At 41.3% G+C, this 16,678-nt stretch carries 7 protein-coding genes; 2 read left to right on the forward strand and 5 right to left on the reverse strand.

Features of this window, described 5'->3' with window-relative positions:
• Positions 1 to 82 precede the first annotated feature (82 nt).
• The 5 genes from bglX to ACLCDV_RS09150 form a co-directional block, all read right to left on the reverse strand.
• Entirely contained in the window at positions 83 to 2,359 is a 2,277-nt protein-coding gene (gene bglX, locus ACLCDV_RS09130; protein WP_411973480.1) for a beta-glucosidase BglX, read from the reverse strand.
• A 165-nt stretch (positions 2,360 to 2,524) separates the two neighbouring features.
• Entirely contained in the window at positions 2,525 to 3,910 is a 1,386-nt protein-coding gene (locus ACLCDV_RS09135; RefSeq protein WP_411973481.1) for a glucoamylase family protein, read from the reverse strand.
• A gap of 76 nt (positions 3,911 to 3,986) precedes the next feature.
• On the reverse strand, positions 3,987 to 5,417 hold the full coding sequence (locus ACLCDV_RS09140) for a RagB/SusD family nutrient uptake outer membrane protein (protein ID WP_333625167.1): 1,431 nt from the start codon (positions 5,415 to 5,417) through the stop codon (positions 3,987 to 3,989).
• 20 nt (positions 5,418 to 5,437) lie between these two features.
• Positions 5,438 to 8,545 carry a SusC/RagA family TonB-linked outer membrane protein gene (locus tag ACLCDV_RS09145; protein WP_411973482.1) on the reverse strand — a complete coding sequence of 1,036 codons (3,108 nt, stop codon included), beginning with the start codon at positions 8,543 to 8,545 and terminating at the stop codon, positions 5,438 to 5,440.
• 265 nt (positions 8,546 to 8,810) lie between these two features.
• Positions 8,811 to 11,696 (reverse strand): triple tyrosine motif-containing protein, encoded by a 2,886-nt coding sequence (locus ACLCDV_RS09150; protein ID WP_411973483.1) that lies wholly within the window; start codon positions 11,694 to 11,696, stop codon positions 8,811 to 8,813.
• 271 nt (positions 11,697 to 11,967) lie between these two features.
• Between ACLCDV_RS09150 and ACLCDV_RS09155 the strand changes: the two genes are divergently transcribed.
• Positions 11,968 to 15,057, forward strand: a complete 3,090-nt coding sequence (locus ACLCDV_RS09155) for a SusC/RagA family TonB-linked outer membrane protein (RefSeq protein ID WP_411973484.1) — start codon at positions 11,968 to 11,970, stop codon at positions 15,055 to 15,057.
• Positions 15,058 to 15,084: 27 nt separating this feature from the next.
• Positions 15,085 to 16,653 carry a RagB/SusD family nutrient uptake outer membrane protein gene (locus tag ACLCDV_RS09160; protein WP_411973485.1) on the forward strand — a complete coding sequence of 523 codons (1,569 nt, stop codon included), beginning with the start codon at positions 15,085 to 15,087 and terminating at the stop codon, positions 16,651 to 16,653.
• Positions 16,654 to 16,678: the final 25 nt, after the last annotated feature.

The following is a 16,678-nucleotide window of genomic DNA, read 5'->3' on the forward strand; positions in this document are numbered from 1 at the left end:
AGACATAACGACAACCTAACATAAACAAGGCGGCCCTTATTTCCTAAAGGCCGCCTTGTTTTTTTATACAGATGCAATAGATTTAAAGCAATTCAAATTCTTTTTCTTTTACATCGCGACTGTTCGAACCAATATAGACTTTGAAATTCCCTGGTTCGGCAACATAATTGAGGTTGTTGTCGAAGAATTTAAGATCGTCTACTTTGATATTAAAGTTTACAGTTTTTTGTTCGCCTTTTTTGAGGAATATTTTTTGAAATCCTTTTAATTCTTTTACGGGACGAGTGACAGAGCCAACTAAGTCCTGGATATAGAGTTGCACGGTTTCTTCCGCATCATAATTTCCGGTATTTCTGATGTCGATACTTGCTTGAAGAGTACCTTTATCGTCAATTGTGTTGCGGTCAAGACGGATGTCACTATAGGTAAAAGTTGTATAACTTAATCCATAACCAAAAGGATAGAGTGGGGAATTGCTTACATCCAGGTAATTTGATTTGAATTTTTCAAAATCACCCGAGTTTCCATAAGGTCTGCCCGTGTTTTTGTGCGCATAATAGATCGGAATCTGACCGACATTGCGTGGGAAGGTGGCCGTAATCTTTCCTGAAGGAACGACGTCCCCAAATAAAACATCGGCAACTGCTTTTCCTGTTTCCGTTCCACCAAACCAAACGTTTAATATTGCGGGCACGTGAGCATCTTCCCAGGTAAGGGTTAACGGTCTACCTGTAAATAATACCAGTACAACTGGTTTTCCTGTTGCTAATAGTGCTTTTAACAGATTTTGTTGATTTTTCGGAATATCCAGTTCTGAGCGACTTGAGCTTTCACCTGACATTTCAGACGCTTCACCAAGCGCGGCCACAACGACGTCTGATTGTTGGGCAACTTTCAGTGCATCTGCAATGATCTCTTCTTCTTTTCGGGAATCGCGTGCGATGGTACGGCCGAACATGGTTGCGTGGTTTTGGTAAATAGGATCTTCCAACAGATTACTTCCGAGATGGGTGAGTATATTTACTTTATTGCCTAACACGGCCTTCATTCCCTCAACTAAAGAGGCTGTTTTGTCCAATTCAGCACTGACACTCCAGGTTCCGGGCATATTTGGACCTGAATTGGCTAACGGGCCAATGACAGCAACTGTTCCTGTTTTTTTTAATGGAAGCGTTTGGTTTTCGTTTTTCAACAAAACAAATGACTTTGCTGCAATTTCTCTGGCTTTGGCATGATTGGCAGCCGATCCGATCACAGTTTTTGCACGTTTTTCGTCACAATAGCGATAAGGGTCGTCAAATAAGCCTAATTTATACTTGGCTTCCAAAACAAAACGGCAAGCCCTGTCAATATCCGCAATTTTGACTTTTCCAGCATCCAAAGATTTTTTTAGCGTCGTCAGAAATCCTTCACCGACCATATCCATATCAACCCCAGCATTGAGGCTTAAGGCAGAAACCTGCTGGAGGTCACCGAGGCCGTGTGCCGTTAATTCGTTTACCGCAGTGTAATCGGTTACGACCAATCCTTTAAAGCCCCATTGCTTGCGTAAGACATCAGTCATTAACCATTTGTTTGCCGAGGCAGGGACACCATTGATATCGTTAAAGGATGTCATGATACTTCCTGCACCGGCATCTAAAGCCGCTTTGTATGGCGGTAAGTATTCATTGTACATGCGGTGGAGGCTCATATCGGTGCTATTGTAATCACGGCCACCTTCAGCGGCACCATATAAGGCAAAATGTTTCACGCAGGCCATCATGGTGTTGTGTGCTGCCAGGTTATCCCCTTGGAAGCCATGGACGATGGCTTCAGCAACCCGAGAGCTTAGATAGGTATCTTCACCCGCACCTTCGGAAATACGGCCCCAGCGTGGATCGCGCGAGATATCTACCATGGGCGAAAATGCCCAATTAATTCCATCGGCGGTCGCTTCTTCGGCTGCTATACGTGCAGATTGTTGAATCAAGTTCATGTCCCAGGTAGCGGCAAGACCTAAAGGAATTGGGAACACCGTACGATACCCGTGAATAACATCCATCCCAAAAATGATGGGTATTTTTAACCGGGATTGCTTGATCGCTATTTCCTGTGTTTTGCGGATTTTCGCTGGTGTACTCATGCTGAAAATCCCGCCGATTTGACCATTTTTAATTTTCGCTTCTACACCCGTGGATACTGTGGTTCCAGTGGTCGCTTCACCACCGGTTACCAAGTTAAGTTGTCCAATCTTTTCGTCAACAGTCATCTTAGCCATAAGCTGATCAATGAACGTGTCCATTTTCTGATTGGATTGCGCCGGACTGGTATGCCAGGCGAGCAATGCAAGAAGGAAAGTACCTACTACTTTTTTCATCGTATTATTTTTTTTGTGCGCATGGATTTTGCTTCCTTCGCTACATGGTAAGTTTATGTAAAGTGTTCAAGATGACTCTTGAACCTCTTTGATGGGATGTCCTGTTGTTTTCGTGGAAGGAACCATTCTCAACGTGTGACGGATTGAAAATGATTCCACAGACCACTATTTTAAATAAGGACTTGTAAAACCGAGTTTCTTTAGTCCTTGTTGAATTTCTGGGGCCTGCATAAATAGCTCCCAGATTTTACCTGTTCTATAGTTTTCGATCATGACGATAATAGGCCCCTGATCGATGGCTAGATAACGTTGTGGATACCAATTTGCCGTTTCACTGTAGGCATCATAGTAGCCATATTTACCCCAGACTTTATTGCCGAGTTGTTTGTCTAGGTATTGCGCAAACTGAATGCTTTCATGTGGGGTATAGGGCATGGAAGACAAAGCTGCTGTAGGCGAGATCACCCCAGGGTCGTTGTCTGGGTGATGTGCATCGTAGCCGTTAATGGAATAGCTGGCTGTCCAGCCCCAGCCTTTATCCGAACCGTAGCCTTTATAGCCTTTTGGGTTTAGATCTGCATAAGCCAAATTTATCTTAGCATGGTTGCCTGTCGCTTCCCAATAATCTGCATATTGGTCTTTTAATCCTTTGGGACTCAATCCTAAATAGGAGTAATGTTCCCAGAATAGCGGCCCCACTTCACCTTCTTTGGCATTGTGCTTTAGTACGAGTGGAATGTCATATTTTTTAGCGGAGCTTTTAATTGCACCAGATCTTGCCCAACCCTCATGATACACTTGGGGTGCAATAGGGTAAGTAGGAGAGGAGGCTGCTAAAATATAGGTAATCAGACATTCGTCGTATCCTCTGACGGGATGATTTTGCTGGAAGTTAAATTTAGGACTCCAATGCCAATAGATAACATTTTGCCCATTTGTATAATGATTCCAATTGATTTCTTTCCATAGTTTATCTGCTTTTTGGGCAACTAGTTGGGCAGAATCATCTTTATCTTTTAGATATTCCCGAATGGCGATTAGGCCTTGGGCTAAGAATGCAGTTTCAACAATGTCACCGCCATTATCTTTTTCACTGAAGGGTTTCGCTGTCCCCAGTTCTCCATCGTACCAGTGTGCCCAGGCTCCTTTAAACCGTTCGATTTTGCCTAGATAATCCATGATGTGATCCAGCTTTTGAACGCCTTGATCCTGGCTGATAAACCCGCGTTCCATCGCGACAATCATACCCATGAGTCCGAAGCCACTACCACCTATGGTCACGACATTACGGTCATTTTGAGGGTAAACACCATCCATATGGATGCGTTCCCTGGCGAGACCGGAAGTAGGTTCGGCACCTTCCCAAAAATATTGAAATGTATGTTGCTGAATATTGGTCAATAGCGAATCTTCATTGATCTTGCTTCCGCTGGTTGAATCAATTTTTGAGGGACTGTCTGGACTGCTATTAGTAGCGTTTTGGCACGAACTGCTGAGAATAAGCGCCAAAGCTATACCGCTAAGTGCTGGATATGCTATTCGTTTTCTCATGGATATGTTGTTTAATTCTTGAAAAAATGTTCAAACGACCATAGGTCGTTTGAACGGAGTTATTTTACTTATATAGTTACCAACCTGTATTTTGCGGCATTTCTGGTGTTTGAATACGTTGATCTTCCGGAATTGGGAAAAGCATCATTTTATCCTGGAACGTTTTTCCATTGGCAGCCATGGCTGTTTTTGCCTGTTTTGTGCGGATGAGATCGAACCATCGATCATGCTCAAATGCTAATTCAAGGCGTCTTTCCTTCCAGATCAATTGACGGAGCTGCGCTTGGTCTGTTGTCGTTACGTTGGCTAATTTTACCCGTGCACGGACAGTATTCAGTGCATTCAGTGCTTCGCTGCTATTGCCAACCTCATTTGCGGCTTCGGCCAGGATAAGATAAATTTCACCTAGACGGAGATAGCGCACGTTTTTATCTGTGTCACCTGCTCCGCCGTTCGCAGAAGAATACGCTTTTTCATTATACATCGGATTTTCTACACCATTGTCAATCAGACGACCATCGTACAGTGTTTCACCCCTGAAAATAATTGTTGCATCACGGCGGATATTATCTTTTTCGGCATTAAATGCATCCAATAGGTTTTGACTTGGGATATTAAAACCCCAGCCTAAATTGACTGCTCCTCCACGAGGCGCTTGCACTTGACTATATTGCTGAATACCATGGGCAATTGAACTACCTCGGGCCTGCCATTCAAAGAGCGATTCAGGACCATTTTCCCCTTCTAATCGCCAGATTTTTGCATAATCAGTTTCTAGGCTATAGCCCCCAGAATTAATAACAGCTTTTGCCATATCAGCAGCTTGTTGCCATTTATTTTGGTATAAATATACCTTCGATAGCAGCCCTTGCGCAGCGCCTTTGGTTGCCCTCCCCAAATCTTTTGCTGCATAAGCAGATTTCACAGGTAAGTTATCAATAGCGAATTGTAGATCAGCTTCAATATAGGCGTATACTTCAGCTACGGGTTCTCTCTTTATCAAATCACGGTCCTGTATAGGAATATCACCCCATCCGCGCACAAGATAAAAATAATTCAGGGCACGCAAAAATCGGGCTTCAGCGATCAATCTGTTTTTATAAGTTTCATCTGTTAATCCAAATTTTTCGGTATATTCAATTGCCTGTGTTGCTCTTCCAATTGATTTGTACCAGCGGATCCACATCGATTTGAATGAACCTGCAGTAGATGTGTAGGTCAGATTGTCTAATAATAATTTGTCTCCTCCTGCGTCGGTTGCTGAACTACCTTTATCAGCGTTGTCAGAAATCATTTCTGTTATGCCTAAAAAAGAAAAAGCGTAATCCCAATCGGTAAACATGCCATAGACGCCGTTAACGAATTGTTCGGGTGTATTTACAGTTTCGCTATCTTCGGCTTCTACACGTTCTTTTGACGGAACATCAAGAAAACTATTGTCTTTACAAGACTGCATCGCAATGCCCCCACTTAGAAGAATTGCTATATAAAGTTTGTTAATTTTCATTGTCTTCAAAACTAAGGTGATTAAAATTGCATGTTAAGTCCAAAAAGGAAATTACGTGTGGTTGGATAAGCTGAGAGCTCTATCCCGGATGTTAGATTGGGGCTTCCATCTCCGGCCAGTTCAGGAGAGAAGCCACTATACTTCGTAAACATAAAAGGATTTTGAGCTGTTACATACAACCTCAATTTAGATTTTGAACTATATAAATTATTAAATGTATAACCTACAGTTATATTGTTGATACGGAAATAACTACCTGACTCTAAGTAATAGTTGGAAGGTAGATATGACCTATCTGCGCCGGGGTGTGCATTCGTGTGGTTCTCTGGTGTCCACCGGTTTTCAAAAGTCTCTAGGTCAACATTTTGACCGGCGTTCATGCGCGCACTTTTTAATCCATTGTATACTTTGTTGCCAGAAACCCCATATCCAGATAAATTGAAATCTATCGCTTTATAGTTGATCCCTAAATTAATCCCGTAAGTGGAAGAAGGTAAGAATGAACCAAAGAAAACACGATCACGGGTGTCAATGATACCATCCTCATTCTGATCTTTAAATTTCAGATATCCTGGCCTGGCGGGACCGTTTGATGGATAATTTTTTACATCGTTGTCATCCTGGAATACGCCGTTTGTTTCATACATCCACCAGCCATAAATAGGCTGACCTACCCGGAGCTGTTTTGTTAATTCGCCATTGTTCAAACTACCACCTTGATCGCCATCATAGGCAGCTTTTACTTCCTTAACAGTATTTTTGTTGTAGGCATAATTTATACCTACGGTATAGCTGAAATCTGGGGAGATTGATTTATTCCAGTTTAAAGCAAGCTCAACTCCCTGATTCAGGATTTTTGCTCCATGGTCATAAAATTTTTCTTCATAAGCAGAAGTATATGTCGGTGTAACCAACAAGATCGCATTGGTATTCATCTTATGATAATAGTCTATGGAACCTGAAAGTTGGTTGTTAAAAAATGCAAAATCCAGTCCGGCGCCAGTTTCCTCTGTGACCTCCCAGCTTAAATTTTTAGCAGGGGTCCCATAGGCACTACCAAACACCATGTTTTGTTCTGGGCCAAATACATAATTGTAGTTGGAACTTTCTGGGCTTTGTAAAATTGTGGAAACATTGAGTGGAATATCTTGGTTACCAAGTTTTCCCCAGTTTCCGCGTACTTTCAAGAGATTGATCCAAGTGGCATCCTTCATAAAATCTTCGTTGGTTACTGTCCAGCCTAATCCTACGGAGGGGAATGTGCCCCAGTATTTGCCTGTATTACGAAATACACTAGAACCATCACGGCGTAATGTTGCTGTCAAATAGTATTTACTATCGTAATTATATTGAACACGCCCGAAATAAGATGCCAATGCACGCGGGGTATAATAAGTCTGAAGGGCAATCCGGTCGTAATCTGAACCTTGGGTACTATTCGCGAGATTGATATTCCAATATTGCTCTTTTTCCGGAACATCGTAACCCGTCATACTGCTCATACTATTGATGTCATACTTTTCGCGGGACATACCTAATACCGCTTCAATATGATGTTTGTCAAAACTCTTGTTAAATGTTAAAAAGTTTTCCCATGACCAACGGAACTGTTCTAGATCAACGTAATTCAAACTGTTGTTGGCAAACTGAATGTCATCGGAAGATGCTGCCTTATTTGCCGCGAAGTCTTGGTCAGTTTTCTGTGGATTAGCATTTAACCAACGGTCTTTTATATTTGTAAAAACACGTTGTTTAGAATAAAATTTATTTCCACCAATACGTGAATTCACTTTTAGATAATCGGTGATTTTAAATTCTCCTTCGAAGCTACCTTGAAGACGAAGTGTATTTATTTTTTCATTTTGGCGAAGAACCTCGTATAATGGATTGCCTTCATCATTTAATTTGGCCATAATATCGTTAGGAGCGCCAGTTAAACCGCCTACTCCCGTAGTTTGATTATAGTAGCCCGTTGCGTATCTACCATTGTCATAACGAATAGGCATTATAGGGGCTTGTCGGTATGCCGTGTTAAATGCACTGTAAGGTTTTGGTGTAGAGTTTGTTAATGTTAAATTTAGATTTTGACTAAATTTCAGACGGTTATTTAGAAATTTGTATACATTATTGTTTCGTATGGTATTTCGAACATATTTCGAGCCATCTAAAATACCGTTTTCCGTAAAATTGTTGGCCGATACGAAATAGTCAATTTTTTCGGTACCGCCGGAAATATTTACAGCATTGTTGAAAACCGAACCCGTTTTTAATAGTTCGTCGTACCAATCCGTATCGTAGGTTTGTTGGGGAGCTAAACTAAATTTTTCCCCAGTGGAAGCCCAGTATTCATTTGCATACTGCGAAAATTGAGAAGCATTCGCCATTTTTACTTTATTCAGGACGGTCTTTAATCCAGCATAACTTTCATAATTAATACTAAGAGTTCCGGTTTTACCTTTTTTCGTCGTAACGATAATAACACCATTTGCGGCCCGAAGACCATAAATTGAAGCCGAAGATGCATCTTTCAAAACATCCATGGATTCGATATCGGATGGATTGATATTATTGATGTCCGTCTGTGCGATACCATCAACGATATAGAGTGGATTTCTTCCGCCTAGAGCTGTTCCCAGACCTCTGACAATAACGTTGGGTGAGGAGCCTGGAGCTTCGTTGGCAATAATATTGATACCGGCAGCTTTACCCTGTATGGACTGCATAGCAGACATGGCCGGTTGCTTTGTAATATCGGATGATTTCAAGGAGCTGATCGATCCGGTCAGATCCGCTTTTTTTTGCGTACCGTAACCGATAACCACAACCTCTTCCAGTGCTTGGTTTTGATTTTCTAAGAATACATTGAGTTGCGTTTGATTGCCAATGTAGACGGTTTGTGTGCGATAACCCAGAAAGTTAAAGACCAATGAGTCGGTAGGAGAGGCGTTGATCTGAAATTTCCCCGTTGCGTCGGTTTTTGTAGCTACTGCTTTCCCTTTGATACTGATGGTGACGCCTGGCATGGAGATCATGCTTGAGCCATCTTTGACCACTCCTTGTATGGAAGTTTGTCCATAGGCAACAGATACGACCATGGATGTCAAAAATAATGCGGATAGATTCCTCATATCGTTAATTTTTGGTGTTTGTTTAAAATACGTTGGTTATTTCCCTGAAGCAAATATGTTGATGTAGTACAACTTTGCCAAAGTTTAACATTTTCACATCACTACTACATGAAATTTTAGCTTGCTCAGTTTATCTTTTTTTGTATTTTATATTTTTGATAGTCAGTTTTTTATGTTGCTTTTTTATGCAAAATAATACGAGCTTTAGTGTGTTTTATACACTAAAGCTCGTGTGTGGTAATGATGTAGTGATTGTGATGGGAATTTAACGTTCCATCAGGAATTCAGAGAGGTTTTTGTCTGTGGGAATGCCCAGCTTTTTGCGTAATCGATAGCGTCTAATCTCGACACCGCGCGTACTAATGTTAAGTAATGAGGCAATTTCCTTACTCGACATATTGAGCCTTAAATAGGCGCATAATTTGAGATCATTGGGGACTAGATCAGGAAATTCTTGTTTCAGTTTCTTGAAAAAATTCTCATGTGATTCGTTAAAGCTTCTTTCAAAAATATGCCAGTCACGATCGTCATTATGGGCATCGTCGATGAGCTTGTTTATTTTTTTCAATTCATCTGAACTCAGTTTGTTGCCATCAGCATCTTTAAGCTGTTTTAGCTCGTCGTGTAAATTGTTCAACATCTCATTTTTGTAAACGATATTGAGTGCCGCATTGGCCAGTTCTTTATTTTTTAATTGAAGCTGATCTTCTAATTGCTGATTTTTAAGTTTGATCCAGGCCTTCTCTTTTTGCTCCGTTTCGCGTTCCAAGGCAATCTTTTTCTCTTCCAGCCATTTTCGCCGTATTTGAAACTGACGCTTGCGCTCCCGCTGAAGATTAAGTCGATAAGCTAAATAGATGAGCGCTAGCATAGCCAGTACATAGCATGTCTTTGCCCACCAGGAGAGGTACCATGGATACCGAATAGTAAAGGAAAAAGTTTGGATTTCTGAAACCAAGCCCATATTGTCCCTCGCCCTTATTTTAATTTGAAATTTTCCATAAGGTAGATTCGTGAAATCTTGATAAGCAGTCTCACTCCATTCGGACCAATTGTCCGAGTAACCTTCGAGATAATATTGGTATTGAATCGGTGAAGACGAATAATATGGACTTGAAAAGCTAATTCTAAGATTATTGTCCGATGATGATAGTTTAAACGCTGAATCTGGAATAATAACCTGTCCTGTTGTCAAGTTGATAAGTTGTGCTATTTGTGGAAGTGGCAACCGATATTTTTGTGATTTATCGGAATGACGATAGATCGCAAATCCATCATCTAAACCGATGAGATAGTATTGGTTTTCAATAGGGAGGATGTTTTCATAGTTATTCATCATTCGATCCTGTAAGGGACTGAGCAGATTGGAGTCAATATGAAGTTTGCCCTTACTGTCAAAATCTACTTTAGCAATTTTAGTCTTCTGAATAAACCAGTAGCTGTTTGTATTGATCGGTATGACCTTATTTGAATTTTTATAGGTGCCTAATGCTGTGTTTAATTCATCGGCATAGCTGAATCTTTTTACAATATTGTCGAACTGGAGAAATCCGCTGTCTGTCGCAAATACAAGATTATTTTCTAATGTGTAAATCCCCGTAAATTGCCTTTTTGAAGCGATACTGTCCTGTTTGGAAGAAAATAAAATGTTTGCCTGTTGGAAATTCCCATCAAATCCGAGTAGTTGTATCTGGCCCCAATCGCCAATCCAAAAGGTATGGTTATCTTTTTGCGCTAAAAACCGAACCGGTTCTTTAACGCCTGCGAATTGCTGGACGAACTGGAGTTTAATGCCATCGAAAGTGAATTTCGAAAGACCTGTATAGTTGCCTTGAAGGATGTTTTTCGTGCCAAATATAGGCTTGAATATCCAGCCGCCAGTGATCTGTGAAATCTTTTCGAGTCGCCCATTAACCAATTTGAAGGTTCCATCATTATGTCCACAAATCAACTCATCACCAAATAGCGCTAATGTCCAAACCTGACCATTAGAATTTGGAATCTGGGAGAAATTCAATGAATTGTAATTGGTCAATCCTTTCCATTCACTTGAAAATAATCCCTTATTGGTTCCAAGATAGATTTTTCCCTGATAGATAATTGATGTATAAACCGTACCAATTTTTCCGACAAAATCTGTGTAAAATGATAAAGGCGAGTTGATTTCAATGCGGTCTATACCATTATCCAGTCCCACCCATATATTCTTCTGATTGTCCTTCACAATACTGAGTACGGTATTGTTTTGGAGACCATTGTTTTTATTGATATGCTGAATGACCTGACCATTTTTATTGATGACAATAACACCATTTTGGATGGTGCCAAAAGCATATTGTCCGTCATAGAGGTATAAGCCATTGTTTATTTGTGATTGGCTCAAGAGCTGGTTTGCCGGAACAGACCAGGGTAGGATGGTTCCATCGGCTTTCATCAGGTAAAGGCCGTTTCGCGAAGTAGCAATAAGCGAGGTCGTTGCGTCGAAAGGTAAGATGGCAAGTACATTTTTGTCTTTCAAGGCATCTTTTCCTTTTACAGGGATAAGTTTATCCTGTTTAAATTCATGCAGACCACTTGGCAGCTGTTCGAAAAATAGCTTGTTATTGAGCTGATGCGGAAATAAAAAGGGTTCACCTTTAGCCGTTAGCTGCCGTATACGATTGTTTTCCCAAATATAGGATTTGGAAAATGTATGAAAAAATACCCGTTGGCCCTCAACAATGATTTTCCAGATTTCTTCGTTTGGAAAATAGGTTTTGTCCTGCACAAGTTTAGAGAGACTATGATAGGTCAAGTTTCCGAAAGGTTTGGAAGTCCAATAGCCAAATTCACCTCTTCCACCTGTGTAAATCTTTCCGTCTTTACCTATTGCAACACTTCGGACTGTTGAGTGATTTGGTAGTGGAAAGATACGCCAGTATTGTCCATCAAATTGTAACAGCCCCTCGGTATTTGCACTATAAATGCGACCATCTTTATCGACCGCCAAAGACCAGTTCTGATTTCCAGCCTTGTATTGGTCTTTTTTGTATTGTTTTACAAAAGGTGTTCCTGTAGGTATGATTGTCTGGCAATAGCCAGGGTGCATTAAAAAAAATAAAATGCTGCAAAACCAAAAGATATAGACGTTACTATATTTTTTTGTTGTCATCGACTCCCTCACTTTAAACTGATTTTGGGGACAATATATCGATTTTATCGCAGAATTGATAATCTCCCTCGTCGTACGGAGCGCTGGGAGCTCCGGCAGATCTCCATCTTATTTTGGAGCTGAACCGATGGAACCATTTAATTGTGTTGAAAATCAGGAATGAAGCTATTTATTCCACCTATTTGAACAAAAAATACTCCTTTTGCTGTGAACGATTTTTGATATTTGAGTTCATTTACTTTGTTAAATAACCAAATAAACCAAAACAACTATGATAACACCGATAACCAAAACGGTAGGGAAGGGGTTACTTTTATTTTCGTTGATGAGCATGTCTGCACCAGTGGTGCTTGCCCAGTCGCAAATAAAGATATCCGGAAAAGTAAGCTCCTCAACAGGCGAGCCTCTTGCGGGGGTTACAGTACAGATAAAGGGGGTGAAAAACGGCACTGTAACCGACGGGGCCGGCAATTATCAGATTCTTGCGCGAGATATTGATGTCCTGATATTTTCGCTGGTAGGCAAAGAGAAGGCCGAAGTCCAGGTCAATAAGAAAGATCACATTAATCTCGTTCTCCAGGAGTCCAGTAGTCTGATTGACGAAGTGGTTGTTGTAGGCTATGGTACCCAGAAAAAAAGTAATTTAACCGGTGCTGTTGCTGCTGTCGATGGAAAGGTGCTTAACAAACGTATCGCTACAAATCCAACGCAATTACTTCAAGGTCGCATGCCCGGACTTCGTGTTACGCAAGGATCAGGAGAAGCAGGGAATGAAAATGTGAATCTCCAGGTTCGCGGATTGGGGTCGTATGGGGCTTCGTCTGCGCCATTGGTTATCGTAGATGGTATTCCCGGGAGTTTGGAAAATTTAAATCCTCAAGCAATTGAGAATATCACCGTATTGAAAGATGCTGCCTCAGCCGCTATCTATGGGGCAAGAGCAGCAAATGGGGTTATTCTGGTAACGACAAAACAGGGTAAAGCTGGAAAAACACAACTGAGCTACGATTATAATGTCGGAATTACCAAAGCCTCAGCTCTTCCAGACCTCGTGTATAATTCCGTTGATTATATGAACCTGTATAATCAGGCAAATAAAAACTCCGGTGTCACAAATCCAAATGCTTCCTTTAGCCAGGAGATGATTGATGCCTACAAAAATACAACAGATAAAAAATTATATCCCGATTTTAATTGGCTAGATGCTGTCTTTAGAACTGTCCCGGTGCAAACGCACAATTTAAGCTTAAGTGGTGGTGCCGGAGGAACAAATTACAACGTCATACTGGGCTACGTCAATCAGCCTGATATTATGATCGGGACTTCTTTTAAAAAGTATAATCTACAGCTTAACCTAGGCTCTAAAATCAATGAACGGATAAGTTTTGGTTCAAGTATTACCTTGAATTATGGCGATCGGAAATACCCTAGAAATGGTAGTGAAGATCAGTTTTTGTCTACCATTAGTCAATCACCACTTTATGGACCTGTATTACCAGATGGTAGTGGTCGTTATACGTCTAGGGCATATCCTTTTCAGTCCCCAAATAAAAACCCTGTTGCAGTTGCTGAAAATGCATTTACAAGACTGAACAATTATTTTATGCAAGGCAATATTTTTTTAAATGTGAAAATATTGGATGGACTGGATTGGAAGACTAGCGGCGGATTGACGTATGGCTTTACAAAAAACTATACCAACAAACCTGTAATTAATCAATACATGTGGTTCGCCAAACCCGATGACCTACCCGCCAGACAGCTTGATGTAGGTGGTCAAGGACTAGAAGTAACGGACGACAACAATGTGTACCCGGTGGGCTATACACAACTGACTTACGATAAGTCTTTTGGAAATCATAACATGAAAGTACTGGCAGGAACCCAGGCAGAATATAATAAAACGCAAAAATTGTTCGGAAGTAGGTTGCAATTTCCCAACAATGATTTGCTTGAGCTTGATGGTGGCGGAGCTGGCCAACAGTCTAATAGCGGTGTAACCAATGAATGGTCATTAAGGTCTTACTATGGTCGATTAAACTATGACTACAAAGGTAAGTATCTACTCGAAGGTAATGCGCGTTACGACGCGTCTTCACGTTTTCCTGAAAATAGAAAATGGGCATTTTTCCCTTCGTTATCCGGAGGTTGGAAAGTTTCGGATGAAACCTTTTATGGACCGAAATTGAAGGCGGTCGTTAATGAACTAAAATTAAGAGCCTCCATTGGAACACTGGGTAATCAGAATATTGGTAACTATCCTTATCAGATTGTTTACAATTCTTCTTTTGCTTATCCTTTTGATGAAACACTCCAACAAGGGGCTCGTCAGGTAGCCATGGCTAATGACAGGATCAAATGGGAGAGTACCAAAGTCCTGGATTTCGGTGTGGACTTCGGACTATGGAACAACAAATTGACCGCTTCTTTCGATTGGTATAACAAAGTAACATCAGATATTTTATCCGCATCTACGGCTTTCCCTTCTTATATTGGGCTGACTGCACCGACCGTAAACTATGGTGAATTGCGTAACAGAGGTATAGAGCTCGGTCTTCAGTACCGTGATAAAATTGGAGCGGTATCGCTGACCCTCAATGGAAATATTCAGGCCAATCGCAATAAGGTGATGAAATATGGAGCCGAACGTATCTCGGGCAATACCATTATCCAGGAAGGTTTACCTTATGGTAGTTTTTATCTTTTGGAGAACACGGGTATATTCCGATCTAAGGAAGAGGTGGCAGCCTCTCCGGTGCAACAGATTCCAGCACAACCGGGTTATCTGAAATTTGCCGATGTAAATGGCGATAAAGTTGTGGACAATAATGATCGTATTGTCGTGCCGGGCGCTTATCCAGATTTCGATTATTCCTTTAATGCGACGGCTGTATGGAAGAATTTTGATTTTACAGCCTTTTTCTTCGGTTCTCAGGGGCAAAAAATATTTGTAAGTGAATGGGGAATAGTCCCTTTCAGGCAAGGTGGTACATTCACCCGCGACTGGATGGACGCTTGGACTCCAGAAAACCCCAATGCATCGCTTCCAATCGTTGGTGCTGAAAATACCCCTGCCGCAAATAACGTACGGACCGCGTCGACTTTCTTTTTAAAAGATGGATCGTTCCTGCGTCTTAAAAATATTCAGGTAGGCTATTCTATTCCACAGAGCACCTTGTCCAAAGCTGGTATTTCTGGCCTTCGCATCTATTTTGCGGCGGATAACCTGGTCACATTCTCCAAGTTCCCCGGTTTAGATCCCGAACGCGGCGTTTCATCAAGCGGTGGTGCAACATCAGGGCGTTATGTGACTCATCCTCAGAATAAAGTATTCGCATTTGGAGCGAGCATCACATTCTAATCTAGTGGTAACTAAAAAAAATTAAAGATGAAAAATAGCGTAAAAAAAACATATCTATACCTAAGCTTAGCTGCCCTAGCTTCACTAGGTAGTTGTACAAAAGATTTTTTAAATAAAAACCCAACGGATAAAATTTCGGAATCAACCTTTTGGAAAACGCAGACTGATGCTGATTTGGCACTATCGGGCTGTTATGAATTTCTTTGCCGGGGATACAATTCGACATCTTCATCGAATGCACGCGGTGGTTGGGGGGGAGCAAGTATGTTTTGGGATGGGCTTTCAGACGATGCCTTTGTGTCCAGTACCTCCAATAACTTCAATATTATTTCGCGATCCGGAATCTCCTCAACAACCGGCGGAATGCAATCTGAGGGGTATGAGATTTCGTATCAGGCCATTGCGGCATGTAATAAATTGATTGCCAATATTGACCGCATTACAAGCATGAGCCAGCAGGACCGTGACCGATATAAAGCAGAGGCTCGTTTTATCCGCGCCCATTACTACTTTTTGTTGACCAATCTGTACGGTGATGTGCCATTGACTTTAGAACCCCTAGGTATGGACGATGCGAGTATTCGGCTGGGTAGAACACCTAAAACCAACGTTATCGAAGCGATTTTAGCAGATTTAGATTACGCGAGTGAAAAACTGCCAAATACAGGCTATAAGGGACATGCGGTGAGAGGATCTGCATTAGGTTACAAAACAAAGGTGTTATTGACTTCAAAAAAATGGGCCGAGGCAGCGGCAACAGCGAAGATTGTTATGGATGAAAACAAGTTTTCGATCTATCAGGGTGGTTACCGTGATCTGTTCCGAAAACCTGGACAAAATAACAATCCTGAAATCATGTTCTCCGCTCGATTTTTACCACCCAATATGTATAGCCCGGCAGATATGATGTATTCTTATCTGAAGACGATACAACCGTTGAGGTATCTGGTGGATTCTTATTACGCCATTGATGGAAAGGATATTAAAGAATCGACGGTTTACGATGCTAAAAATCCTTACGAAAATAGAGATCCACGGTTGAAGTCGACAATCATGTACCGCGGTGTGTGGCGAGGTACCACAGCATCTTCTGCTTTTGATCCGGTTGCCGAAGGGGTTTTGGGTGGTTTTTTACCGAGAAAATATATCAACGAATCGAAATGGCCAACAAGTTACGCGACACAAAGCGATCAGGATTGGGTATTCTTACGTTATGCAGATATTTTATTGATGTACGCAGAAGCGAAAAATGAAAGTACCGGGCCTGATCAGACAGCCGTAGACGCATTGAATAAGGTAAGATCCAGGGCTGATGTGAAAATGCCGCTCGTACAGTTTAGCGGTTCCTTGACAAAAAATGAATTCCGCGATATTATCCGTCATGAACGGAGGATTGAATTGGCTTTGGAAGGGCAACGTTATTTTGACTTGAAACGCTGGGGGATGATCAAAGAGGTGATGGATAAAACCAAGGATCCAGATGGAGCTTCGCGGTTATTTATGGCCAGAGATACTTTATGGCCAGTACCTCAATCTGAGGTAGATATGGCCAAAAGTTTAGGGAATGACAATTTTAAACAAACACCAGGTTTCTAAATGAAGAACTGTGAAAAATTAAGGT

Origin of the sequence: Sphingobacterium sp. Lzh-3 (assembly GCF_046764375.1) — a bacterium.
Classification (GTDB): domain Bacteria; phylum Bacteroidota; class Bacteroidia; order Sphingobacteriales; family Sphingobacteriaceae; genus Sphingobacterium.

What these genes read in the sequence shown, in the direction of transcription:
- bglX (WP_411973480.1), bottom strand. Translation starts at nt 2,359, where the DNA reads ATGAAAAAAGTAGTAGGTACTTTCCTTCTTGCATTGCTCGCCTGGCAT.
- ACLCDV_RS09135 (WP_411973481.1), bottom strand. Translation starts at nt 3,910, where the DNA reads ATGAGAAAACGAATAGCATATCCAGCACTTAGCGGTATAGCTTTGGCG.
- ACLCDV_RS09140 (WP_333625167.1), bottom strand. Translation starts at nt 5,417, where the DNA reads ATGAAAATTAACAAACTTTATATAGCAATTCTTCTAAGTGGGGGCATT.
- ACLCDV_RS09160 (WP_411973485.1), top strand. Translation starts at nt 15,085, where the DNA reads ATGAAAAATAGCGTAAAAAAAACATATCTATACCTAAGCTTAGCTGCC.
- ACLCDV_RS09150 (WP_411973483.1), bottom strand. Translation starts at nt 11,696, where the DNA reads ATGACAACAAAAAAATATAGTAACGTCTATATCTTTTGGTTTTGCAGC.
- ACLCDV_RS09145 (WP_411973482.1), bottom strand. Translation starts at nt 8,545, where the DNA reads ATGAGGAATCTATCCGCATTATTTTTGACATCCATGGTCGTATCTGTT.
- ACLCDV_RS09155 (WP_411973484.1), top strand. Translation starts at nt 11,968, where the DNA reads ATGATAACACCGATAACCAAAACGGTAGGGAAGGGGTTACTTTTATTT.